Source organism: Clostridium sp. BSD9I1 (assembly GCF_900185645.1).
Lineage (GTDB): Bacteria > Bacillota > Clostridia > Clostridiales > Clostridiaceae > Clostridium_AK.
On record NZ_FYAM01000024.1, the window covers coordinates 326981 to 347003 of the forward strand.

At 29.6% G+C, this 20023-nt stretch carries 15 protein-coding genes and 1 CRISPR repeat array; of the genes, 6 read left to right on the top strand and 9 right to left on the bottom strand.

What is annotated here, in order from left to right; all coding sequences use genetic code 11:
- Positions 1–121: 121 nt before the first annotated feature.
- Entirely contained in the window at positions 122–1093 is a 972-nt protein-coding gene (locus tag BSD9I1_RS15065) for a hypothetical protein (RefSeq protein WP_186431018.1), read from the top strand.
- Between the two features lie 248 nt (positions 1094–1341).
- A CRISPR array of direct repeats spans positions 1342–2847; the repeat unit is 34 nt; unit sequence TTTCAATCCTTATTTTAATGGAAGTATCTTATTA.
- Positions 2848–3181: 334 nt separating this feature from the next.
- Here BSD9I1_RS15065 and BSD9I1_RS15070 read toward each other — a convergent pair.
- The 9 genes from BSD9I1_RS15070 to BSD9I1_RS15110 form a co-directional block, all read right to left on the bottom strand.
- Complete coding sequence (locus BSD9I1_RS15070; protein WP_186431019.1) at positions 3182–3835, bottom strand: CRISPR-associated endonuclease Cas6; 654 nt, start codon at positions 3833–3835, stop codon at positions 3182–3184.
- Positions 3836–3846: 11 nt separating this feature from the next.
- Positions 3847–6153 carry a CRISPR-associated helicase Cas3' gene (cas3, locus tag BSD9I1_RS15075; protein WP_186431020.1) on the bottom strand — a complete coding sequence of 769 codons (2307 nt, stop codon included), beginning with the start codon at positions 6151–6153 and terminating at the stop codon, positions 3847–3849.
- Entirely contained in the window at positions 6137–6829 is a 693-nt protein-coding gene (gene cas5b, locus BSD9I1_RS15080) for a type I-B CRISPR-associated protein Cas5b (protein WP_186431021.1), read from the bottom strand. Before cas5b ends, cas3 begins: the two co-directional genes overlap by 17 nt.
- An 18-nt stretch (positions 6830–6847) precedes the next feature.
- A complete protein-coding gene (gene cas7b / locus BSD9I1_RS15085) occupies positions 6848–7747 on the bottom strand; it encodes a type I-B CRISPR-associated protein Cas7/Csh2 (RefSeq protein ID WP_186431022.1) in 900 nt (299 codons plus the stop codon).
- Positions 7748–7762: 15 nt separating this feature from the next.
- A complete protein-coding gene (locus BSD9I1_RS15090) occupies positions 7763–9454 on the bottom strand; it encodes a TIGR02556 family CRISPR-associated protein (RefSeq protein WP_186431023.1) in 1692 nt (563 codons plus the stop codon).
- Positions 9455–9526: 72 nt separating this feature from the next.
- Positions 9527–10138 (bottom strand): CRISPR-associated protein Cas4, encoded by a 612-nt coding sequence (gene cas4 / locus BSD9I1_RS15095; protein WP_186431024.1) that lies wholly within the window; start codon positions 10136–10138, stop codon positions 9527–9529.
- Positions 10113–10403, bottom strand: a complete 291-nt coding sequence (gene cas2 / locus BSD9I1_RS15100) for a CRISPR-associated endonuclease Cas2 (protein ID WP_186431025.1) — start codon at positions 10401–10403, stop codon at positions 10113–10115. The genes cas4 and cas2 overlap by 26 nt, the downstream gene beginning before the upstream one ends.
- Positions 10403–11389, bottom strand: a complete 987-nt coding sequence (cas1, locus tag BSD9I1_RS15105; RefSeq protein WP_186431026.1) for a CRISPR-associated endonuclease Cas1 — start codon at positions 11387–11389, stop codon at positions 10403–10405. The genes cas2 and cas1 overlap by 1 nt, the downstream gene beginning before the upstream one ends.
- Positions 11390–11554: 165 nt before the next feature.
- Positions 11555–11734, bottom strand: coding sequence for a hypothetical protein (locus BSD9I1_RS15110; protein WP_186431027.1), 180 nt, complete (start codon positions 11732–11734; stop codon positions 11555–11557).
- 122 nt (positions 11735–11856) lie between these two features.
- Here BSD9I1_RS15110 and BSD9I1_RS15115 point away from each other — a divergent pair, with 122 nt between their 5' ends.
- From BSD9I1_RS15115 to gltS (BSD9I1_RS15135), 5 genes are all read left to right on the top strand, one after another.
- Positions 11857–13524 (top strand): recombinase family protein, encoded by a 1668-nt coding sequence (locus BSD9I1_RS15115; RefSeq protein WP_186431028.1) that lies wholly within the window; start codon positions 11857–11859, stop codon positions 13522–13524.
- A 4-nt stretch (positions 13525–13528) separates the two neighbouring features.
- Complete coding sequence (locus tag BSD9I1_RS15120) at positions 13529–14320, top strand: ABC transporter substrate-binding protein (protein WP_186431115.1); 792 nt, start codon at positions 13529–13531, stop codon at positions 14318–14320.
- A 699-nt stretch (positions 14321–15019) separates the two neighbouring features.
- The gene (gene gltS, locus BSD9I1_RS15125; protein WP_186431029.1) at positions 15020–16210 is read left to right on the top strand and encodes a sodium/glutamate symporter; all 1191 of its coding nucleotides are present in this window, start codon (positions 15020–15022) and stop codon (positions 16208–16210) included.
- A 237-nt stretch (positions 16211–16447) separates the two neighbouring features.
- Positions 16448–17638 (top strand): sodium/glutamate symporter, encoded by a 1191-nt coding sequence (gene gltS, locus BSD9I1_RS15130; RefSeq protein ID WP_186431030.1) that lies wholly within the window; start codon positions 16448–16450, stop codon positions 17636–17638.
- A 792-nt stretch (positions 17639–18430) separates the two neighbouring features.
- Complete coding sequence (gltS, locus tag BSD9I1_RS15135) at positions 18431–19621, top strand: sodium/glutamate symporter (RefSeq protein ID WP_186431031.1); 1191 nt, start codon at positions 18431–18433, stop codon at positions 19619–19621.
- Positions 19622–20023 lie beyond the last annotated feature (402 nt).

Here is a 20023-nt window from a genome sequence, read left to right on the forward strand (position 1 = left end):
GCCTACTAAAAGTTATACTAAAATAATATCATAAATTATATTCATTTTTTTCCTACTTTTAGTCATCATTTTTTCTCCCTATCATAATATATAATAGATAAAAATCAAAAGGGAGATTTTTATGAATCATGATGAAATTGTTAATATCCTTAATAATAGTGATATTAAATATTTAGTGGGTAATCATATAAGTGCCCACAATATACGCCAAACATTTCTTAAAAAATTTAAAGAAGGCGAGTGTCCTAGCAGGGATGCAATTAGAAACTATATTAAAAACGAACTAGGACTTATATGGGATAGTAAAGCAAAGCTCTGGGTACCTTCTAAGAAAAATGTTAATTCTCCTGAAACTTTAGCTATAAACAATGAAATTGAAATCGAGAATAATAATAATTCAATACTTGAGGATGAAAACTTATCAATTAATAATAATTCTACAAATTCTAGCTTATCAGAAAAAAGTAATAAGGAGTTACAAGAAAATAGTAATCCTTTAGAATCCACATCAAATATTACTGAAAATAAAGCTACTAATTCTGCTAAAAAAGGTAGGAAAAAAGGAAGAAAAAAATCTGCCGAAACATTCGTAAAAACTCATGAAATTGAAATTAATAATGATAGTAGTTCTGAGTCTAAAGAGGAAGATTCGTCACCTAGTGAAAAATCTACAACTTCTACATCATCAGAAAAAAGTAATACAAAATTAGGACAAAATAGGGACCTTTTAAAACCCAAAAATGAGGAAAAAAACACGTTAAATAGTACTAACAATGAAAATAGTATTAATACCAATCAGTCTTTAAAATCTGGAAAATTGCACAATGTAGAAAAGGTTCCATCTGTAATAGAAGATTTCTCATCTAACTCAAAGCCTAAATATAAAGACATAGATTACTCTTTTTATCCAGAATATATGGAATGTTATGGAAAAGAGAAATATTCTCTTTCACTAAACTCTTTTGTTATTACAAAAGTTGAAGAGATTATACTTGAAAAATATAATAAGAAGATGAGCAAATCGAAAATTATTAATATAGCATTAATGGAATTTATACGAATTAATATTACTGATAACAGGGAAGATGATTAGTATTGAGTACCATAAAGTATAGAAATCAATGATATCTATGTAATATATGAAAGGAAAGTTCATAGCAACATATGACCTACATATTGCTATGAACTTTTTAAATTTCTACTTTTAGACAGCTCCTCAGTTTTTTACACTTTGTGAAATAATCCTCTAGCATTTGATGAAGATTGAAAGAATTGTTTTTATTAATGTAAGTATTTTCTTAACTTTAAAGGCACTAATTAACCTTATCTTTTGTCCTCCTGTTTCAACCCTTATTTTAATGGAAGTATCTTATTAATGGAAGATTATAGGCTATTTAAAGTAAAAGATATTCCGTTTCAATCCTTATTTTAATGGAAGTATCTTATTAATATTTCGTTCAACAAAACATTCTAGGTAATCAAGATATGTTTCAATCCTTATTTTAATGGAAGTATCTTATTAGTCCTTTTTAGCTACAATATCCTCTATAACTTCTTTATTATTTCAATCCTTATTTTAATGGAAGTATCTTATTAGTAGGTTCATTTAATCACCTCTGCTTAGATGCTTCAAAATTTCAATCCTTATTTTAATGGAAGTATCTTATTAGTTTAAACTCAATGCAAATGTCAAATTGAAGTATATGGAATTTCAATCCTTGTTTTAATGGAAGTATCTTATTAATATGCTATGAGAACTGCTAGAGCTGTATCCCAACTTCCGTTTCAATCCTTATTTTATTTAATGGAAATATCTTATTAATCTCCTCTTCTGCCATACTGACCTATTAACTCTGTAGTGTTTCAACCCTTATTTTAATGGAAGTATCTTATTAGTTAGAACTAAAACTTATACTTGGGATGAATTTATGAAGTTTCAATCCTTATTTTAATGGAAGTATCTTATTAGTGAGCTACTTCACTCTTATAACTCAATTTACTTATAGAATTTCAATCCTTATTTTAATGGAAGTATCTTATTAATTTATAAATGCTTCTTTGATAGAGCATGGATTTAGTTAGTTTCAATCCTTATTTTAATGGAAGTATCTTATTAATTTTTGCAAATATTTATTTATATCTATAACATTTTTGCGTTTCAATCCTTATTTTAATGGAAGTATCTTATTAATTCAATAATGTATTACCATTTGCAAATAAGATAACTAGTTTCAATCCTTATTTTAATGGAAGTATCTTATTAATTGCATTTTTAGAACCGTATAGTTGCTCTAATTGGGGTTTCAATCCTTATTTTAATGGAAGTATCTTATTAATTGGCATTTGGTTATTATTGTAGTCATTTATTTTATGTTTCAATCCTTATTTTAATGGAAGTATCTTATTAATGTTATTCACAATTTCCATTCAATGATAAGTTATACTGTTTCAATCCTTATTTTAATGGAAGTATCTTATTAATCCTACGCAGAAACCACTACAGCTAATGGAAATAATAAGTTTCAATCCTTATTTTAATGGAAGTATCTTATTAATCTTGCTTATCATTTTCTATAAGCTTACCATGTAAAGTTTCAATCCTTATTTTAATGGAAGTATCTTATTAATCTTCTAATTTACTTATACCATCAAGCTTTTTAGTAGTTTCAATCCTTATTTTAATGGAAGTATCTTATTAATAGTGGGATATGTGTGTTATAGATGAACTTTCAAGTTTGTTTCAATCCTTATTTTAATGGAAGTATCTTATTAATGATATATTATTAAGTGGGTATCCCTTAGCCTTGCAGGTTTCAATCCTTATTTTAATGGAAGTATCTTATTAATCCTTATTTTTATATAAGTAAAGCTATATCAAGATTTAAGGGGGTTTTTGAGACATGCTTAAAATTAATATTTTTTCATTAAAATTTGAGCTATTTTAATTATATTTTAAGGCTCTTACATAGTTATAGCATGCCCTTAAGCTATTATTTATATGTGATATAATGTTTTTTTTAAAATCCCAGCAAATAAATTTTATATAATTTACTCTAAACCAAAATTATTAATAAATTTAAAAGTATATTATTGAATTTAAATTCAGCTAGTCCCATATAACATTATATCTCAGTATTTATTATGAATTCAATATCCCTTCAAAACAACCTAAAAATATAAACTAATTCATACATTTAATTGTACCAAATCCTTTTGAAACTGATTTTCCTATACCTAGATAATCTGGTATTCTAAAATTCACCTTAAATTCTCCTAAAAAGCCTATATGCCTTATCCCTTTTAACTTAACTTCTTTTTCCTTTAAATTTATCCAACAGCTAATTTTTTTATCAACAGTATATCCTAAACTTTTGGATATAGAGATTATATTTCCTATAAGTATCTTTTTTAGTATCTCCTCTTGATCAATTTTGTTACTACCTTTATAGACTTCACTATTCTTCTGATTTAACGCAATCCATGGTATCACAAACTTATACCTAATATAATCTTCCGTACATTCAAAATTTAACTTTGACTTTATTATTTTCTTTTGAAATGTATTATATTCAGTTCCATCAAGTATTAGTCCATCATCCATTATCCCTATATTAGCTACAATATCAGCGCCTTCATTTATGCCTATAATAATGGGTACTTGTGATAATACCTTATATTGCACCAATGGGTACCTGTATAGAAACTTATCTTCCACATGGTTATGTAGTAAATTATTTTCTATATATTTATTTCCTAAATATCCTCTTATTTTCTCACTATATCTTGGAGATAACTTAATGTCATCAAATGTTACCTTGCAAATATCTAGTTTCAAGATTTTCCTCCTTAAATAAATGTAGCATTTCTTCTTTTTATACCAGTATCCTTATCGTAGTCTTCCTTATTTAAAAATCTACTTCCTTTTATCTCGTGGGTCATGTCCTCAATATCTTGTCTATTTACAGATATCTTATATTTATTTAATATCCTCCAAGCGTTTATAACGTCTTGGTATTCGCCGCCTGCTTCAATTATATCTATGCATCTTTCCGCTTCTTCATTGTATCTTATAATGACATCAATCTTATTTGCATTTTCTGCTATCAATTCAAATTTTCTTATTTCCTGCAACTTTAATCCCTTTATATCTTCACAGTATTTTTTATACTCTTCTAAACTTTTATTTTCTGTTGCAGTCTTAAGCTTAGAAAAATACTTGTTGTTTATGTCCCATAGTTCGGTTTCTTCTATAATATCTCTTCCTTCAAGTATACTTAAAGTTGCATCCAGAAGTGGTCCTGCATAAACATAGGATGCAAAGGTTTTTTCTTTATCATTAATTAATTTATATAATTTTACTATCCCCTTACCATTTACACCATTTCTATTTGCTCTTCCTGCGGATTGATTTATACAGTCCATAGGTGCTATATCCCTATAAACAATGTCAAAATCCAAATCAACTCCGGCCTCAATAAGTTGTGTAGAAACTAGTACATATTTCTCATTACTTTCTTTAATTTCCTTTATTATTTCTAGTCTTCTTTGAGGAATTATTTCAGTACTCAAATAAATAACTTTGCGTTTTCCTTTAAAATATTTATTTACATAATCATATATTTCCCTTGTAGACTTAACAGTGTTTAGAATTATAAGAAAACTTTTATCCTTGTTACATTCTATATCATCTGCTAATATATTTTTAAAATCATATAAGTTCAAAAAATGCTGTGTATGATTTTGAAATACTATCCTATTCATGCTATTAAATATTTTCTCATTGTTAATAATTAGTTCTTTACCTTCCAAAAACAAAGGTTTCGTAGCAGTTACTGTTATTACATAGCAATTAAATTTCTCACATAATATATTAAATAAATCCTCTATTATAGGATAATATTTAGGTGGAACTGCTTGAACCTCGTCCAAAATAATTATAGAACCTGATAACTTATGGAATCTATGCATTATTGAATTAATTCCTGATTTAAATATAGTGTTAAACAATTGTACAAAGGTTGTTGTTATTACTGTACTCTGCCAATTTTCAACTAAAAATCTTGCATCATAATTTCTATACTCTTTCTCTTCACTATCCTTATAATTTATAGGTGACATTGAATGATGTTTTAAAATTAAGTCATGAGTGCCTTGAATATTGTTGCAAGCTAATATTTCCTCTAATACATCATAGTTCTGATCTATAACACTCATAAAGGGTATAGTATAGATTATATTCGGAACTATCCTCTTTTCTTCTATCAATCTTTCACTTAGTCTAAAAGCTGCTCCATATACAGCTATTGTTTTCCCTGTGCCTGTAGGTACATTAATGGATAATATCTTATCCTTTTCTAAATCTAGATTATTAATAGAATACATAGTACTGTCATATATTTCTTCCCTAATATTAAATAAAGGTGATTTCTTAATATTAGGTATCTTTCTAATTAACTCTTCTCGTAACTTATTCTTATAATTTTTAGTTAGCTTTTCCTTTAGAATATCCTTATTTATAAAAGTACTGCATCTGATAAGCTGTGTCTTATCACCTGTTAACAATAAAGACCATAAATATTGAAGATACATAAATTCCTCTTCTTGCTCTTTTATAGACTTTTTTTTAATTGCTGTAGCTCTTTTAATATAAGATAATCTCACATCCTTTATTAACTGTTTACTCTCAATCTTATTAAAAAAGTCATCTAGGTCCTTATTATATATTAACTCTAATTCTTTAATATTTTCTCTTATCTTTTTGCTTACTTTTATTAGGTTTTCTTCATTTGTACAACAAAAAAAACTATTGTCAATTTCTATATTTCCATGATGTCTTTTTACGCATATAAACCCTATGAGTTTCCACTTTTCAGGTAACATGTAATAGGTAAAATAGGCTGATATTTCTCCATGCTGCTTTAATTCTCCTTTATAATTACCATCCAAATAACCTTGGAAATATGCACTAGCCTTTCCAAAGTCATGACACATAGCTATAATTTTTATAACTTCTTCAAGTTCTTTACCTATAACGCCATTATACATTGAAGTTTCTAATGCTATATCTTTAACTCCTCTTAGGTGATCAACTAAAAGCTGACCACCCTCTTTTTCTCCAAAGACATGAGACTTCAAGTTAAAAGAAGTACACATTTGATTCACCTACTTTTACTATTCCCTCACTTTTACCTGCAATACTTCCATTTGTCACAAAAGCTACTTTTGTATACTCCATGTATTCTCGTGTCTTTTCATTCTTAACAGGTATCCTGTCTATGCATATATTCATATCTACATTATCTTCTATCTTTATTAGCTCTTTAGGGAAAACTGAATTAATTAGTATTGTCTCTTTGGAAGCTATATTCTCTATGTGTTTTATATCTTCAAATTGTAACTTAGCTATATGTTCACTTGCTCCTAAATACGGAGTAAATGTATAGCTTCTATTTACCAATACATCTTTTATCTTTATAAGTTCTTCCTCACCCTCTATTTGCATCTCATCTTTATAGGTTAAATAAATACGATAATCTACATCTCTTAAAAATTCTACCCTTGATTGAAAGCTTGGTGCTCCATTTCCGTGTGATTGTGGTACTAAATTGAAACTTTGAGTATCTTTCTTTATTGGTTTTAAAACCTCTACAGCTATTTTCATATTTTGGGTATAGTTATATAAATCACTGTAGTCTATTCCCATTATTGCCCCTATAAGCCCTTTTACAGCTATAGGGTGTATAAGGGTATACGTTAGTGCAGAGGTTGTTGTATATGGACATCTAAATCTAGCGAAATCACCCCACGCTCTAAAAATTAAAGCTTTCATATTATACACCCCAACATTCTACATATAAATAATATTAAATTCTGTTGCAATATTTTCAACCTTTACCTTTGGATGAAGATATATGTTAACTCCTTTAACAACATCTTTATGCCCTTCTACGAACTTAGTTAAACTTGAAAAGTCAAAAGTAAATTCATCTACTTCTCTTAGTTCTAAATCTTGTTTATTATATTCTACTTTCACATAATCAAGTTCCCCATCAATATAGTTTTTGTTATAAATAACTTCTACAAGAATCCTAGGCATCTGATTCTTTGAAGTACTCTTATAATTTCTAATTCCTGATAATAATATATCTTTAAAATTATCCAAATCTTCTTCTGTTAACTTTATATCCTGTCTTTCCGCAGCCTTATCATTGTATACCATATAAGTTTTAAATAATGCATAAGGAGTATAGTACTTTGACCAAGTTGTCCCTTGAGCCTTTCCTTCTGCTGATGTAAAGGAAGCTGTCCCTTGTGCAAACTTTATTTCTGCTTCATGTATACTTTTACTCCACATTACTTGAAGAGGCCCTGTTATATTAAATTTGGGCTCTGTTACAACTGCTCCAAAAAGCTTAACATCTATATAATCACTCTTTAATAGTCCTTCTAGCTTATCCTTCCCGTCTTTATCTTTTGGGAAGTTATCCTCAATTATCTTTTTTGCAACACCTTTACAATCCAAATACTTACCTTTATCTTTTCCTTTATCATCCTTAGTTGGCCTTACAAAGACCTTCAATCCCCTATTATCTGCCTCTTCTCTAAAGCATCTTTTTATCCTAACATCAGACATTTCAAGCTTTCCTGTGCCCTCATCATATCTAGGTCTATTATCATTTATCATATCTCCATTAGGATTTGCCATTGTGCAATCACTGAATAATAAAAATTCTCTTGTATTAGCCATTACTCTTTCCCTCCATTATTGCCCTTCTATATTTTTATTTAAATCTTCATCTACGTCCAAAGCTAACTCTTCTTTATCCTTACCAAAATAACTATCTATTCCCCAGAAGAATAAGTATTTGGCTTCATCAGTACTCAACTTACCTTCTTTTTTTGCCATTAACTCTTTACCTTCTGTTAGCATGTCCTTTAATTTAATTTGATTAATTCTGTATTTGATAGCCTTATCACTTAGAAGATTAGAAAAGTAGATAAAATCCCTGAAGTCAAATTTTCTTGCAAAGAAAAAGTTTTTATCTAAAGAACTTCTATCTGCTAATTTCCCATCTTCACCTGCATTGCTTTTCTTGATATTATAATTAACATAGTTATATGCCATTCCTATCAAAAACCAAGCTCTCTTCTCATTCGTATCGAAGTAACTTAAGTTATCTTCAAATAATTCATTGTAGCTACTATACTTAGTCATAACCTTAAACCCTCCTTCTAAACATCCACAATCAACTAAAAAATTATAAACTTTACCTATGTTATTAATCATATACTTATAATCATCTTTTAGGCTCTTACTGTTGATGTAGTGATACTTATATACCATCATAGCTCTAGTGAAAAATACATTTCTTTGAATTTTTCTTCCCATAAATACAGCTTCAAGGATTCTGAATTTTTCCTTATCTGTTGTTTCTATACCCTTTAAACCTACCTTGGTAGCAGTAGCATAGTTTATAACATTAAATAACCTTACTTTGTACCTATCAAGCAATACTGCCAATTCTCCAAAGCGGGATGGCAGCATACTTTTTATTGTGTGATAAATATAGAATGTTTTATTGCCATCCTTTTCAAAGAAGATAATATCTGTTTCGGTATTCCCTTTGCCTAATAATTCAAGAACTAACTTTTCATCATCATAAATGTTAGATATAAAGTTTTTCTTATCTTCAGAGCCTATAGTACTATTTTCATATATTGCTTCTGCATTTCCATTAAAATTATGAGGTAAAAACATTACATTCTTATTTAGCCAGTAAGTAGTTAGTTTATCCTCCACATACTCCTTACCTATCAAGGTATCATTTAGGCACTTTTTACAAAGTGCAACTCCGCTTTTATCCTTGTCATCTATATTTCCATATACTTCTTTATCATTTGTGTAGAATTTATAAGTAGTTGTATTAAACACCTCACCTTTTTCACCACAAAAATGACAAACATGCTTACCTGTTATTGCTTTAAACATAGTTGAGTACATTTTATCTAAAAACTTATCTTTAAATAGCTCATAAGGGTATTTTCCATTTACCAATATTACAGCAAAGAAGTTTTTGCTATTTTCGTTAATTCTTCTATACACAATTTCTTTAACTTCTTCGTAGCAACTTTCTACCCCGCAATATGTAAGAGTCTGTTTTATTTTTTTATCGAACTTTTCTTTCTCCTTCTTCTCATCCTTAAAATAATCTGCTCTAAAGGCACCACCTAATGCACCATTTCCAGCTTGATAAAACAATGCTTTTGTAGTTATATCCCCATAAAATTCCTCACTCTGTATATCTATACTTCCATCGTCCTTAATGTTAATTAGTAAAATTTCTTTAACCGTATCACCTTCAATCTTATTAGCTAAACTTTTTATAATGTCTCTTTCATCAATTCCATTATTTTCTCTTAAGTATGTTCCAATGTCTCTAATAGCATTTATCATATTTTCCTCCATCGAAGAACATTAATATTTACCATATTAATATGTATTCAACATTAATTTCCAATACCCTGCCTACCTCTCGCAAATATTTCTATAACAACAATCCAAACATCTAGCCTTATACCTTGTAGCCTTAGGATAATACCCGTAAATAACCTTTTTATAATCTTCCAATGCTTTTTTAGTCTGTTTTCTCAACTTCTCATCAAAATCTATTTCTTTTAACATATTCTTGCTTCTTACATATACCAAGAACATTTTGCTTACTTTGCAGCTATACATTTCTTCTACAGCTAATGAATAGAGAGCCATCTGTGTCTGATATGTTAAAAAGTCCTTTTCCTTATATTCAGCATACTTATAATCTAATGGTGCATAACTTCCATCTCTTAATTTATAAATTTCGTCTACTATTCCTCTCATCCCTACAGCTTTAGATACTAAATAAACATTTTGATATTTTGATTCTCCACCTATCTTTTTCCTTACATAATCCACATTCTGCTTGCTTTTATCTTCATGCACATTTCTTCCCTTTATTACCTTGTACCTGTTTTCCTCATATTGTCTTATTCCTAAACATTTCATAAAGTATATAAATCTTGGACAATACATAAATTCAATAATTTCCGAGGGGGTTATGTACACTTCATTTTCATTAAATAAACTTTGAGTTGACCACATCTGCTATCAGCTCCTTATCAAATCCTTGACCTATTAAATCCGTATATCCTAAAAAATTTTTATCTGATGGGAAAATATATACCGAATCTGTGTCCATGTCTATAATATCCTCCATTATAATTTTAAGTTCATCCTTCTGATTTTTATCTAAAATTCCTAAAAAGACGCTTTTCTGAACCCTATATAGCCCTTTATTTTTACAAGCCTTTACCGCTTTATTTCTTATTTTTGTTTCCAAAATATCATAAACTACCCAAACCAGCATTATGCTCCTACCTCCTTCAATATTCTGTTAGCTATGTTATGACAGTCATATTGAATTACATTTCCAAGTTCTATATTCCTTTCCTTATATCTAATCTTCTCTGCAAACCTATCGTTTACAGCCCCTATAAGAAGCTGTTTTCCTTCTTTATTTAACCAAAAGCCACCCTTCACCTCATCAAACATATCTCTTTTTACTTGTCTCTTGCTAAATAATCTAAAGACTATCTCATCCATATAACCTCTATACATTTCTATAATGTCAAAAACCATGGCTTTTTTATTGTAATTATCAGTATGCATAACCCCTATATAAGGATCTATTCCTGCTATAATGCAAGCACTTTCTACATTTGAATATAGTATCCCATATGCATAATTAAGCATACAATTAAACATATCTTCAGCCGGATTCTTGCTTCTACCTTTAAATTCATATTGACTAGGAATCGCCTTACCAAGAGCATTAAAATAAATTCTTCCTGCTGTGCCCTCATGCCCCTCTATATTATTTCTTACTTCTTCAATTGGTAAGTCTTCTATACTTAATATTGCCTCTTTCTCCTTACCTATCTTTGCAATAGCTTCATCTAGAATTACTGATTTCTCCTCACTTCTATTTACCTTCAATTTTTGTAAATGCTCTATCTGATTATCTAATTTTTGAATAATCCATTCCTTTGAAAGCATAGTTCCAAGAGGTATATCTATTAACTTCAACTGGCATCTTCTTATGGTAGAGATACTTCCTAATTTAGGGTGCCAAACTCTAGCAAAGGGCTTTCCACCGTAATCTAAAAATACAACGTCAATATTATTTTCTACTGCTAACTTTAAAGCATCTGTACTAATAGTTGCTGAAGTCGTTATAAGTATTTGTTCTACTTTCTTACTTGAATATTCCTGTTTTACATCCTCTACAGTGATCTTAAATCTCTCATCTACTTTGTTTATATAACCACCTGGAGTATTAATAACCAATTTCAATTTATCCACCTCTTTCAGTTAATATATCTATTTGCTAGAGATTATGGACAAACATCTTAATTTTAAACAATTTCTACTTGATAAAATGTCAAACTTCTTTGTTTTAATATTTTATAATTAAAAGAGCTACCCTCTTGAGGTAGCTCTTTTAATTATAAAAATTTTCTATGAATAGTTATCCCTATTTTCTTTTATACTATTAATGTACTCTTCTAAAACCACATCTCCATATTTTTCTTTTAAAATATTAATTACAATTTCAACTTTCTTATAATTTAGTTCCTCTAAACTCTTATCATCCTTTGAACAATTTACTGTAACCGAAATCTCTTTTCTTTTCCCCACAAAATCACCATTAAAAATACTATCATAATTATAATATTCATTTCTAAGAGTTTTATTTCAAAATATTCTTTTAAACTTCATATCAACATAAACTTTATTGTAGAGCTTTTGGAGGTACAGATATGATTGCAGCAATTTATGCTAGAAAATCTATTGAAACAGAAAAAGGAGAATCTATAGATAATCAAATACAACTTTGTAAAGAATATGGTGTTAAAACAGGAATCACTGAGTTCTTATATTATACAGATGAAGGTTTTAGTGGAGGAAATATTAACCGCCCCAAGTTTAAAGAAATGATGAAGGATGCCAAAGCTAAAAAGTTTTCCATACTAATCTGTTATAGATTAGATAGAATTTCTCGTAATGTAGCTGACTTTTCTTCTACTTTAGAGAACCTTCAAAAATTTAATATTGATTTTGTTTCTATTAAAGAGCACTTTGATACCTCTACTCCTATTGGACGTGCTATGGTATATATAGCCTCTGTCTTTGCACAGCTTGAACGAGAAACCATAGCTGAAAGAGTTAAAGATAACATGCTGGAACTAGCCAAAACTGGTCGCTGGCTTGGAGGTACTCCACCACTTGGTTTTAAGTCAGAAGTTATTAACTATGTTGATTCTAATGATAAGAATAAAAAAATGTATAAGTTAATTGTTGTTCCTGAAGAAATTGAGACAGTTAAATTGATTTTTAATTTATATCTAGATAAAAAAGGCTTTCCTTCTGTGGCTCACTATCTATGTACCCATCACTATAAAGGAAAAAATGGAGGAGAATTTTCTCAAGGTACTGTGAAGCAAATTATAGAAAATCCTGTTTATACCTATGCAGATAAAAAGATTTATGACTACTTTAAAAATCTAGGTGCCACCCTTTGTGGCGATTTTAATGGTAAGAATGGGATTTTAACCTATAATAAAAGAATTGGTGGTAAAAAGACAAATCCAATAACTGAATGGATTATAGCCGTTGGTAAGCATAAAGGTATTATTCCTAGTGACCAATGGATTAAATGTCAAAACATCAATGCTCTAAATGCTGAAAAAGCCTCCCCTCGAAGTGCCACAGGAAATAAGTTTCTTTTATCTGGTCTTTTGGTTTGCGGAGAATGCGGCAGTGGAATGAGTTCTTGGAGCAGAAATAACCCTAAAAGCGGAAAATATGAAAGATATTATAGATGTAACTTAAAAAATAGAGCTTCCAATAGGTGCTCTAGTAAAATGTTAAACGCAGATAAAGCAGAAGAATTAATACTATCCAATATAAAAGGTGTTACTATAGAAGATCTTATAAATACTTATGATGAAATAATATCAGGCAGCAAGAACATGAATGAGTTAATGAAAGAAGAAGAACTTGAATTAGAAAAACAAATAGAAACTAATAATAAGATGATTCAAGGCTTAATACGAAAATTAGCCCTACTAGACGATGATCCTATAATCATTTCAGAATTTAAAACTGAGATTAACAACTTAAGAAATCAAAACACTTCACTAGAAAAAAATCTAACCTCTTTAAGAATTCTCCTTAATAATACAGATTTAAAAACAGACTATATTGATGAAATTAATAACAGATTAGAAAACTTCCAAAAACTTTTTGAATGTACAGAAGATATAGGAAAAAAGCGTGAATATCTCTTAGAAATAGTAAATTACATTGTGTGGGACAGTAAGACTGCTGAATTAAAAGTAAACTTATTTAATTCCAACTCTACTATTCCAATAGGTGGCGTTAGAAGAAATAGAAAAAACTTGTCTTTTGAAAATAGTTCCAGATAAAACCATGCAACAGGTACTTAGCGGAAGTGCTGATATAGGTTTTTGCGGTCCTGAGCAAGTTATCTACATTTACAATCAAAACAGAGAAGATTTTCCAGTTATATTTGCTAACTTAACTCGTAAAGATGGTTCCTTCCTTGTAGGCAGAACTAAAGAAGATAACTTCAAATGGGAATCCTTAAAAGGGAAAACTATTATTGGCGGAAGACCTGGTGGAGTACCTGAAATGGCATTAGAATATGCCCTTAAAGAGCATGGATTAGATCCTGCTAAGGATGTTAAGCTTATTACCAACTTAGCCTTTACTGCAACTTCCGGAGCTTTTAAAGCCGGCACTGGAGATTATGTTGCTTTATTTGAGCCTACAGCTACAATGCTTGAAAAAGATAACTCAGGTAAAATAGTAGCTTCAATTGGAGAATCCGTTGGCGATATGGGATATACTGCATTTTTTGCAACCAAGTCATATATAGAAAAAAACGAAGCTCTTCTAGAAAACTTCACAAAAGCCTTATATAGAGGACAACTATGGGTTAAAAATAATAGTGATGAAAAAGTAGCTGAATCTATAATATCTTTCTTCCCTGGAACAGATAAGGATGTAATCATCTCTGTTGTAAAGAATTATAGGGGTATAAATGCCTTTGCAGAAGATCCCATATTGAAGGAAGAATCTATGACAAAATTAATGGATGTAATACAGTCTTATAAAGCAGATTTAATTCCTAAAAGACCACCATTCAAAGATATTGTTAATAACTCTATAGGCACTAAGGTTTTAAGCGAAGTAAAATAATATTTTCAAAGCTGCTTTGTTGTATTACAAAGCAGCTTTTATATATATTCCTTAAATTCAATATAATGGTACGCATATGAAATATATTAAAAATAATATTTCATTTTTTCTTTTTAACAACATCTTTTATATTATTAAAATTTTATAAAAAACTTCAAATTTCGCATCTAAATCCATCATTTTTTAACATTTTGTTAATATTTTTATTTTATTATAATCGTTTTATAAATACATATACATATATTTATATATTTTTTTGAAATAAATTAAAAAAGTTTATTAGTATGCAAAATAACTTTTATTTCAAAAACCATTTATTATCAACCTTTTAAATCAATAATCTTTAATATATTTAACAATAAAACTAATAGATTTATTATTTATTTTTCGACCATACCTTGTAAAATTTTGTATAAACCAATCGTTTAAAATAGTTATTTCTTTTCATAATATAATAAAATTATTAATTTTTTTATAACTTTTTGTATTATTATAACTTGAAATTTATATTATTCATTTTTTACTGAAAAATGAATAATTTTTAAAATAACATTCATTTTTTTAACTTTTTAGATTGATTTTTTTATAATTTGATGTATAATAAGAATTGTACTGTAGGTTAACGTTTTCAGTACAAGTTGTTTAATTTTTATCATTATTATTTTATTTAAATTTATTTAAAAGGATGGTGGACTTATTATGGAAATCAAATTGGACATGATGCAAACCACTGCATTAGCGGTAGTAATTTACTACTTTGGCGGTTGGGTAAAATCTAAGTGGAAATTACTTTACAAATTTTGTATTCCAGATCCAGTTGTTGGCGGACTTATCTTCTCAATATTAAACCTTTTCTTAAGACAAAGTGGTGCGTTGAAATTAACATTAGACACCACATTACAAAGTCCATTTATGATGGTTTTCTTTACTTCTATAGGATTTACAGCAAGCTTACAACTTGTTAAAAAAGGCGGAATACAAGTTGTTATATTTTGGGCATTAGCATCCGTTCTTTGTATCGTTCAAGATGCAGTTGGGGTAACAATCGCTAAGGCATTAGGACAAAATCCTTTGCTTGGACTTATCACTGGCTCTGTTACAATGACAGGCGGACATGGTACAGGTGGTGCCTTCGGTCCAGTATTTGAACAAATGGGACTTGCAGGCGCTACAACATTTGCTATGGCAGCTGCAACTTTCGGTCTTGTATCCGGTTCATTAATAGGAGGACCACTTGGTAGAAAATTAATAGAAAAGAAAAATCTTAAACCTCATCCAGAACTATATGTTTCTGACGCAGAAGTTAGCGCTTCAGCTGAAGAAGTTGTATCTTATGATGAATTATTTAAAAGCTTTGCTTTACTTTTAGTAGCTCTTGGAATCGGAGCAGTACTTGGAAACTTCTTTAAGAAATTAGGAATAACTCTTCCAGCTTACGTTAGTGCAATGATTATAGCTGCTATTATATTAAATGTTGGTGAATCAAATGGTAAATGGCATGTTAACCAAAAATGTACAGAAATAATCGGTTCGATTGGACTTAATATCTTCTTGTCCATGGCCTTAATATCATTAAAACTTTGGGAACTTGCAGCAGTTGCAGGACCAATGCTTATAATACTTATAGCTCAAGTTATTGTAATGTGGTTATTTGCTTATTATATAACATTCAATGTAATGGGAAAAGACTTTGACGCTGCAGTAATGGGCGCTGGACATTGTGGATTTGGTATGGGCGCTACTCCAAACGCAATGGCAAATATGAAATCAGTTGTAGAAAGATTTGGACCTGCTCCAAGAGCATTCTTTGCATTACCTATAGTTGGTGCTTTCTTAATAGATTTCACCAATGCAATAATTATAACTACATTTGCTAATATCTTTAAATAGTATACCTTTCTAATGAAATATTAAAAGTGAATTTATGAAAAAAACAAAAATGTCTGTTCATTTCGAACAGGCATTTTTGTTTTTTTCATTTAAAATTTAAAATTATTACTTTTCTCTTTTTTACATTTCTTATTTCTATCTTGCAACTTGGTTTACTCCATATATCTTGTGTATAATATTCCTTTCTAAGGGAAAACTTTTATAAGATTAAATATTATTAAGAAAGGATGGAGTTTAATGAACATAAAACTTGATATGATGCAAACCACTGCATTAGCTGTAGTTATATACTACTTCGGTGAATGGTTAAGAACAAAATTTACTATACTTTATAGATTTTGTATTCCTGCTCCAGTTGTAGGAGGACTTATCTTTTCCATTTTAAATTTAATTTTAAGACTTAGCAATATACTAAAAATTGATTTAGATACCACTCTCCAAAGTCCTTTTATGATGGTGTTTTTTACTTCTATAGGATTCACAGCCAGCTTAGAACTCATCAAAAAAGGCGGAGTTCAAGTTCTGATATTTTGGGGATGCGCCGCCGGTCTTGCCGTATTACAAGACGCTCTAGGCGTAGCCCTTGCAGGAATTTTAAACGCTAGCCCTCTACTTGGACTCATATGCGGTTCTGTTACAATGACAGGAGGACACGGGACCGGGGCAGCCTTTGCCCCATTATATGAAAGCATGGGACTCAAAGGTGCAATGACCGCTGCCATGGCTGCAGCTACTTGGGGCCTTGTATTTGGTTCACTAATAGGTGGACCTGTAGCAAAATCATTAATAGAAAGAAAAAAACTTGAACCAAGAAAAGAAGAAAAACCTAAAGGCAGCATAGTAAATGAAATAGAAGAAAGAGTTACCTACGAGGAATTGTTCAGATCTTTTGCCCTTCTTCTTATAGCTATAGCCATAGGAGCAGTACTTGAAAAATTCTTCAAGAATTTAGGATTAACACTTCCGTCTTATGTTAACTCTATGATAATTGCTGCCATAATACTAAACACCGGAGAACTTTCTGGCAAGTGGAATGTAAACAGTAAGTGTATGGATATTTTAGGTAATATAGGTTTGAATGTTTTTTTATCCATGGCTCTCATAGGTTTAAAACTTTGGGAACTGGCAGCTGTAGCAGGCCCTATGGTTATAATACTTATCTGTCAAACAATACTAGTATTTATATTTGCAATGTTTGTAACATTTAATTTAACCGGTAGAGACTTTGACGCCGCTGTTATGTCTGCAGGACACTGCGGATTCGGTATGGGCGCAACTCCTGTAGCTATGGCAAATATGAAATCCGTTGTAGACAGATTCGGCCCAGCCCCTAGGGCATTTTTCGTGTTACCTATAGTTGGAGCATTTTTAATAGACTTTGCAAATGCTCTTATAATAACAACCTTTACAAACTTTTTTGCAAAATAGAACCTTGTATCTTTTTATGTATAGTTAGCTCAAGTTGTTGAACACTAACCATCAATAGCGAAAGTTATGTTTATAACATTCATTATTGGTGGTTAGTATTTGTCTATTATATTGTTCTTCTACCCTTTCTTACAAACCATAAATACAAGCATCATGCAATCATATAATACTAATATAAACCCTATCTTTGACTTTCGATAATTTTGTCGATAAATGAAATATTATGTATGTATTATTTCACATTTAAAATAATTTCTTTACTAAGCATAATATTATTCTCCTTAATTCCAATATAATAATAAATCATTTATTCATAATTATTTAATCATTTTGGTAATATTTATAATACGTTATGCATTAATATTAACTTTATATTTAAACTCACTTTAAAATATTAAAATATAGTATTTTAATGCATTATATTGTTTAATAATTCATAGCTAAACCATTGATATAACTGATATGTAATTATATAATGTGCAAAGGCACTAAAATGCTTTTTTCAACATTTTTGTATCTTTGTTTACATTGCAATTTGTATTTTTTTAACATTTTTTATAGTAGTCTTATAGTTTTATAAATTTTTTGTTAAAAATTTAGGTATATTTATTCAAGAAGATAAATATTATTCACTTTTTTTTGATAAATGATTTTTTTTTTATTTTTTATTCATTTTTTTAATTTTTTAGATTGCTTTTTTTATCACTTTGTGTATAATAATAAGTGTAGCAAACATAACGTTTTCATATTTCACTAATTTAATTAAATTTTTATAAGAAAGGTGGACTTATTATGGAATTAAAATTAGACATGATGCAGACCGCTGCATTAGCAGTAGTAGTTTACTACTTTGGTGGCTGGGTAAAATCAAAATGGCAGTTACTTTATAAGTTCTGTATTCCAGACCCAGTTGTAGGAGGAATTATATTCTCTATATTAAATCTTATTTTAAAACAAACTGGTGTTGTAACTTTAAGTTTGGACACAACATTACAAAGCCCGTTTATGATGATTTTCTTTACATCTATAGGTTTTACAGCAAGCTTAGAACTTGTTAAAAAAGGTGGTATTCAGGTTGTTTTATTCTGGGTACTTGCATCTGTACTTTGTATAATACAAAATGGTGTTGGTGTAACTTTAGCAACTGCGCTAGGACAAAATCCTTTACTAGGACTTATTACCGGTTCCGTTACAATGACAGGTGGACATGGTACTGGTGGTGCATTTGCTCCAATATTCGAACAAATGGGTCTTACAGGTGCTACTACATTTGCAATGGCATCAGCTACATTCGGACTTGTTGCTGGTTCAATAATTGGTGGTCCTGTTGGTAAGAGACTTATTGAAAAGAAAGGCTTAAAGCCAAATGTTTCTCAAGCTGCTAAGGAAGCTGCTGGAGCTATTGAAGCTGAAGATGAAATTACTTACGAATCCTTATTTAAATCATTTGCATTACTTTTAATAGCTGTTGGTATAGGTGCTATACTTGAAAAATTCTTCAAGAAAGCTGGAATCACTCTTCCATCCTATGTTAACTCAATGATTATAGCTGCTATTATATTAAATGTTGGCGAATCTACTGGAAAATGGCGCATAAATTCAAAGTGTACTGATTTAATTGGAAATATAGGACTTAACATGTTCTTATCCATGGCATTAGTTGGATTAAAACTTTGGGAACTTGCAGCAGTTGCAGGACCAATGCTTATAATACTTGTAGCTCAAGTTATTATAATGGCACTATTTGCAACATTCATAACTTACAATGTTATGGGTAAAGACTTTGATGCTGCTGTAATGGCTGCTGGACACTGCGGATTTGGTATGGGAGCTACTCCAAATGCAATGGCTAATATGAAATCTGTTGTTGACAGATTCGGACCAGCTCCAAGAGCATTCTTCGCATTACCTATAGTTGGTGCATTCTTAATCGACTTTACTAATGCACTAGTAATCACTACATTTACTAACTTCTTAAAGTAATTAAGCTTTGAAAAAAGCACTGACGGACAAGTTCCTCAGTGCTTTTTTATTTTATAAACTTTTCAAGCTAAGTTTATAATTTATTTACTCTCTACACTCCTCTACTATTTAGTATATATTTTAAAATATGACCGCTTATAAAAGCATCCCTTCATTTTCAACGAATTATGACAATTTATGTATTTAAAAAATTATCAATTGCTATTATTCTATTATGATTAGTCGAATGGATCCCCTCGCATCCTCCTAGTTTAAGCCAGTTACAAAATTAACAATTATTTAATTTTAATATAATTTTCACCAAAAATTATTGTATATGTAATCATATACATTTTCTTTTTATCGACATTTTGCTCTATCTTCATTCAATATTTTCTGAAAAATATTGCATTATTAAAATTA

Coding starts and splice junctions, on each gene's coding strand:
- BSD9I1_RS15065 (WP_186431018.1), top strand. CDS start 122: ATGAATCATGATGAAATTGTTAATATCCTTAATAATAGTGATATTAAA.
- cas3 (WP_186431020.1), bottom strand. CDS start 6,153: ATGTGTACTTCTTTTAACTTGAAGTCTCATGTCTTTGGAGAAAAAGAG.
- cas5b (WP_186431021.1), bottom strand. CDS start 6,829: ATGAAAGCTTTAATTTTTAGAGCGTGGGGTGATTTCGCTAGATTTAGA.
- cas7b (WP_186431022.1), bottom strand. CDS start 7,747: ATGGCTAATACAAGAGAATTTTTATTATTCAGTGATTGCACAATGGCA.
- BSD9I1_RS15090 (WP_186431023.1), bottom strand. CDS start 9,454: ATGATAAATGCTATTAGAGACATTGGAACATACTTAAGAGAAAATAAT.
- cas4 (WP_186431024.1), bottom strand. CDS start 10,138: ATGTGGTCAACTCAAAGTTTATTTAATGAAAATGAAGTGTACATAACC.
- cas2 (WP_186431025.1), bottom strand. CDS start 10,403: ATGCTGGTTTGGGTAGTTTATGATATTTTGGAAACAAAAATAAGAAAT.
- BSD9I1_RS15115 (WP_186431028.1), top strand. CDS start 11,857: ATGATTGCAGCAATTTATGCTAGAAAATCTATTGAAACAGAAAAAGGA.
- BSD9I1_RS15120 (WP_186431115.1), top strand. CDS start 13,529: ATGCAACAGGTACTTAGCGGAAGTGCTGATATAGGTTTTTGCGGTCCT.
- gltS (WP_186431029.1), top strand. CDS start 15,020: ATGGAAATCAAATTGGACATGATGCAAACCACTGCATTAGCGGTAGTA.
- gltS (WP_186431030.1), top strand. CDS start 16,448: ATGAACATAAAACTTGATATGATGCAAACCACTGCATTAGCTGTAGTT.
- gltS (WP_186431031.1), top strand. CDS start 18,431: ATGGAATTAAAATTAGACATGATGCAGACCGCTGCATTAGCAGTAGTA.